Annotated in this window: 6 protein-coding genes; 3 read left to right on the top strand and 3 right to left on the bottom strand. The window is 48.4% G+C overall.

Annotated elements, in window-relative coordinates; genetic code table 11:
- The first annotated feature begins 121 nt into the window (after positions 1-121).
- The 3 genes from AC1DUA_RS23690 to AC1DUA_RS23680 are packed head-to-tail and all read left to right on the top strand — an operon-like array spanning position 122 to position 2,240.
- Complete coding sequence (locus tag AC1DUA_RS23690; RefSeq protein ID WP_477502110.1) at positions 122-1,315, top strand: Alp7A family actin-like protein; 1,194 nt, start codon at positions 122-124, stop codon at positions 1,313-1,315.
- Positions 1,312-1,746: a hypothetical protein gene (locus AC1DUA_RS23685; RefSeq protein WP_477502109.1), complete on the top strand. Its 435-nt coding sequence runs from the start codon at positions 1,312-1,314 to the stop codon at positions 1,744-1,746. Before AC1DUA_RS23690 ends, AC1DUA_RS23685 begins: the two co-directional genes overlap by 4 nt.
- 35 nt (positions 1,747-1,781) lie before the next feature.
- Entirely contained in the window at positions 1,782-2,240 is a 459-nt protein-coding gene (locus AC1DUA_RS23680; RefSeq protein ID WP_477502108.1) for a hypothetical protein, read from the top strand.
- Positions 2,241-2,364: 124 nt separating this feature from the next.
- Here the strand turns inward: AC1DUA_RS23680 and AC1DUA_RS23675 are convergent, their stop codons facing one another.
- The 3 genes from AC1DUA_RS23675 to AC1DUA_RS23665 form a co-directional block, all read right to left on the bottom strand.
- A complete protein-coding gene (locus AC1DUA_RS23675) occupies positions 2,365-3,375 on the bottom strand; it encodes a FecCD family ABC transporter permease (protein ID WP_477502107.1) in 1,011 nt (336 codons plus the stop codon).
- Positions 3,372-4,370 (bottom strand): FecCD family ABC transporter permease, encoded by a 999-nt coding sequence (locus AC1DUA_RS23670; protein ID WP_477502106.1) that lies wholly within the window; start codon positions 4,368-4,370, stop codon positions 3,372-3,374. The genes AC1DUA_RS23675 and AC1DUA_RS23670 overlap by 4 nt, the downstream gene beginning before the upstream one ends.
- 22 nt (positions 4,371-4,392) lie before the next feature.
- A partial coding sequence (locus AC1DUA_RS23665; protein WP_477502105.1) for an ABC transporter substrate-binding protein occupies positions 4,393-4,845 on the bottom strand: 453 nt, incomplete at its 5' end.

The raw sequence follows: 4,845 nt of genomic DNA, 5'->3' as shown, positions 1-4,845 counted from the left end.
CTTTAAACTTTATTCCATTGGAAGCGTTAAATTAACGAAATATTCCAAATACCCTCTCATTCTACTTTCCTATTGCGAATAGGTATATAGATTCAAATCAAGGTAGGAGAGGGGAATTGACTTGACAAAGAACGAAGTCTTAACCACTACCATCACGCTGTCCATTGATAACGGCAGCAGTCATGTCAAGGTCATTTATGACCATCTGGACTGTAGCTTCATCTTCCCTAATGTACTAGCTCAACCGTTTGGTGAACGATTTCTTTTGATGGAGCAAGGTGATCCTCTGGATTTCCTCGACGTACAAATCACATCGCCTGCCATAGAAACCGATCAGTACCGTCATGTTTATGTGGGGAATCTCGCCATTGGCGATGAAGGCATTCTTCATGAGATTGTCGGAGATAAAGCTGTGCAAAAGAAAGCCCAAAGACCTGAGACCATGGTGACGCTCCTGACGGCTGCGGCCTATGCCATTGCCAAACAGCATGAGGATGCTATCAAGCAGGGGAAAAAGCGGATCAAAGCGGCCGTGAACCTAGGTACCGGCTTACCGATTCGCGAAATCACGAAATTCCGCGACGAATTTGCCCGTAAAATCACCGGAGGTGTCCACTCCGTCACGTTCGTAACGACCCCGGTTTTCAAAGGCATCACGGTGGAGATGGAATTCTCACTGCCAACCGATATCAGCATAGACGATGTATCTGGCGTTTATGATTTGGAAGCAACTTCGAAATCCCATCTGTCGCACAAAGGCTTCGGTATTGCCGATGTCGGCGGCGTCGATATGGATATCGCCTTCTTCCGGCCAGGTCTAGATCTGGATCAAAGGCACTCCACTGGCGCCAAAATCTACCTCAACGATGCACTGGAAAGCATTCGGAACGAGGTTAATTCGCAGGGCGAGGAGCTGCTTGCAAGCACAGCCGAATTGACGCTCATGCTCGTCAACAAAGAGTATGAGATCTATGCCGAGGGCAAGGTTGTGTTTGATATGACGAGCCTGATCAACAAGCATATGCGCATATTGGCGGAGAAAGTGCTGAAGTTCGCCCGCAGCTCCTGGAAGCATGTTCGTTATGCGAACGAATTCTGGTTTATCGGCGGCGGAGCTGTTGTTCTGCAGCCTTGGATTGAGAAAATTAATGCCGAGCTGGGCTTGCCCATTCGGTTTGATGCAGCCGAGCACAGCCAATTCCGGAATGTACGAGGCACCTTTCTCATCCTAGACCACGCGCTGAAACATGCGGACGAAGTCGCGGCCAGCGCAGATGCCAAAGGAGCCTCCGAGAACGGGAGCGGTCAGGATTGAAAAAACGCCGATCCACCGTCTATGTTCGCTCTGGCAAGGATGTAACCTTATATATTCCATCAGATACCCCGCCTGAGGTCATCAATTATTTGAATCAGCTGAAGATGGATGGCTATTTTAGCCAAGGTATTATCGATATTCTAACGAAGTATGTTCGCGAAGAGCACGTATCAGTACCTACATCTGCAAATTTTGAAACTGAAATATTTCCCGGGAAAGAAAGGCTCCACGATATAGACATAATAAGCCCTCTCGCAGAAATGGAAGAGGACGATCCCAAGGTAGGGTTGGACGAGTTTCCTGAGCCTGCTCAAGCAGCGATTGCGGAGGGGGAGCAGAAGAAATTTAGCTTGGCACAAATATTTCGGCAATCCCGGCACAATTCAGGGAAGCTAGTACCTACCTCGGATCATGTGAGGGAACCTGAGTAGGTGAACTCCATGATTCAAGATAAGGAGGACATCGAATGGATAACAATCAGGGGAAAGAAGCAGCTAGGCATTTTACATTAACTGATGATATATTTCGTTATCCTGGCATGGACGTTTATACGCAAATGACTGTTATTGTGTTGAAATGCTTTTCCTCAGAATCGAACATCCCCGAGTTGGTTGATATTGCCAAGCTTGGTCGGATGAATCTGAAGCAGGCAACGAAAGCCATGCAGAATCTGGTCGAGATGAAAATTATTTCCCAGAAAATGTTTCGCCGGTTGGTCGGTGATTTTCAGGACGATCGGTTATCTTGGTCGGCCAAAGGTTTGCTCGCTTTTTGCAAAGAACATCCTCATATTGATTTAACTGACCTGTTGGAGCTATCCAGCGAATCAGGCGAGGACGAAAGCAGCATCCGCAGGGCGCTAACAGAGCTGCACCAGTATGGTTACTTGGATGAGTATCCGGTGTGGAGTCAAATTGCTAACTAAACTCCCTCTAAATGGGTTAAAACCACGATCTCACAGGAAATAGCAGTCGTTATTCCTGTTACTAATCAAGAAAAAAGCTATTCCCCCTATATTGGGAGAATAGCTTTTTTGCTTGTTGTCTTTCTTATGCTTTTTTCAGTAGTAAATACATGAAATAAGGCGCACCGATCAACGCAACCATGATACCGGCAGCAATCCCGTCGGGGTCAAGCAAGTTGCGCCCGACCGTGTCGGCCAGAAGCAGCAGCCATCCGCCGATAAGAATAGCGACAGGAATGAACAGTTGATTCCTAGGCCCGACCAGTGCTTTCGCGATATGCGGTGCCATAAGCCCAATGAAGGTAATGCCTCCCGTGACGGAAACGGCCGAAGCGGCAAGAGCAACGGCGGCGAGAAGCAGGACGATTCGCTCTTTTTCCACCGAAACACCAACACCGATCGCTACAGGCTCGTTAAGGCCCAGTAGATTTAACCGGTTGGCTTTGTACAAGGTGAACGGGATGAGCACGATAAGCCACGGCAGAAGCGCCCAGATAAACGGCCAATCGGTTCCCCAGATGTTGCCTGCTAGCCACTTGGCGATGAAGTCGACCTTCACGCGTTCTGCTGAGGAGATCACGACAATCATCATGCCCGATAGCGCCATTGAGAAGCCAATCCCCATTAACACTAATCGGACGGGCTGAAGCCCTTCTTTTCGACTATAAGAAAGCAAATAGATGCAGGTCGCCGTTAGCAAAGCCCCAACAAAAGCGACTAGCGGAAGAAAATAGACGAAGGAGCCTGCTTTTACCGGGAAAAAGAGAAAGAAGATGGCAACGGCGACACCTGCGCCGGAGTTTATCCCAATTATGCCAGGGTCAGCTAAATCATTACGTGTAACACCCTGCAGAATCGCGCCGGATAGAGCAAGTGCCATACCAGCTAATAAAGTAATCAAAATCCGAGGTAATCGAATCGAAAATAACACAAAGTGCTCTTTGAAAGTCCCATGCCCGAACAGGGTGGGGAGAAGACGGTTATAGGACAAAGACGAGTAGCCTAAGCCCATTCCGATTATAATCGTAACGACAATAAGAGCCAGAGCCCCAACTACAAGAAGGCGTTGTTTCCGGAGAATAGATGGATGAATCATGGGAAGGCCTTGCCCCCTTTGCGTACGATAAACAGGAAGAAAGGTAAGCCCAGCATCGCGACAATGGCCACCACAGGCGTTTCGTAAGGTGCATTMATGGTACGCCCGAGTGTATCTGCGAGCAGCATGAACGTACCGCCAGAGACCGCTGACATCGGGATAATGAACCGGTAATCCGTGCCAACGATGGCACGCACGACGTGCGGTATCATGAGTCCAATGAAAGCCATATTGCCGACAAGGGCAACGGAAGCACCTGCCAGCATAATAATAATGATGAAGAGAATAGCCTTGATTCGCGCTGTATTCTGCCCTAATCCGACAGCGACCTCTTCACTTAAGCTAAGAATAGTGAGTTGTCTGGCGAGCAGGAGAGATACCAGCGATCCCACCACGATAAAGGGCACGATCACTTTCAACTGGTCCCATGAAGCGCCGATCAATCCGCCTGCTGTCCACATGGTGACATCTTTTGAAATTTTGAAATAGAGGCCTAGCCCGTCGGAAACGGCGTATAAAAAGGCCGAGATAGCGGCTCCGGCGAGTACGATGCGGATGGGTGAGAATCCGCCTTTTTTCATCGCCCCGATACCGAAGACCAGCAGCGCCCCAATGGCTGCTCCAATGAAGCAAGCGAGCATAATGCCCAAGTAGCTTGTTGATGGGAATAAAGCAATGGTTAAGGCGAGTGCTGCGTTGGCTCCTGCTGTTAGACCCAGCAAGCCGGGATCCGCCAGCGGATTTCGCGTAATCCCTTGCATAATGGCGCCCGAAACGCCTAAAGCCGCTCCAACGAAAATCCCCGCGATTTCGCGGGGTAATCGAATTTCACGGATGATCGTAATCGCATCACTTGTGGTGTGTGAAGTTAGTGCCAGCCAGACATCCGAGAGGGTAGCATCTGCTGCCCCAAACACCATAGCAACAACAAACATTCCCACAAACACAAGGAGCCCAAGGGCAAATTTATAACCAAATGAAATGGATTGTTTCATCCGAGAAGGTTCCTCCGTGCTGTTATTTAAGCAAATTCTTGATGAAGAAGTCTAGTTGGTATTCCAGTGTTAACGGATCATTGAAATAGAAAACTTTGGCGTTAGCTTCATAGACGTGACCATTTTTCGCAGCCGTAGTATTCTTGTACGTCTCTGTTTGCTGGAAAGAGTTATCGGCATCCGGGTTTTTACTGAAAATTACGTAGTCGCCCATGAATTGTGGTAGTACTTCCGTAGATAGGGCATAATAGCCGTCTTTCAAAGCCATTTCCTTCACTTTGGGAGGCATCGTCAATTTCATTTCTTGATATAGAATTTCGGTTCCACGGCCCCAGTTATCGCCATAAACGTATAGCTGTTTGTCGAAGCTCTCGATGACGGAAATAGTTTTGTTCTCGCCGATTTTGGCTTTAATATCTGTACCTGCTTTTTGCGCGCGTTTCTTGAAGTCGTCAACCCAAGCTTTCGCCTCTTT

The sequence above is a fragment of the Paenibacillus sp. 01T422 genome (assembly GCF_056398785.1).
This window is presented reverse-complemented; position numbering and strand designations above follow the sequence as displayed.

Excerpts from the sequence above, each read along its gene's own strand:
- AC1DUA_RS23680 (WP_477502108.1), top strand. The coding sequence starts at position 1,782 with ATGGATAACAATCAGGGGAAAGAAGCAGCTAGGCATTTTACATTAACT.
- AC1DUA_RS23675 (WP_477502107.1), bottom strand. The coding sequence starts at position 3,375 with ATGATTCATCCATCTATTCTCCGGAAACAACGCCTTCTTGTAGTTGGG.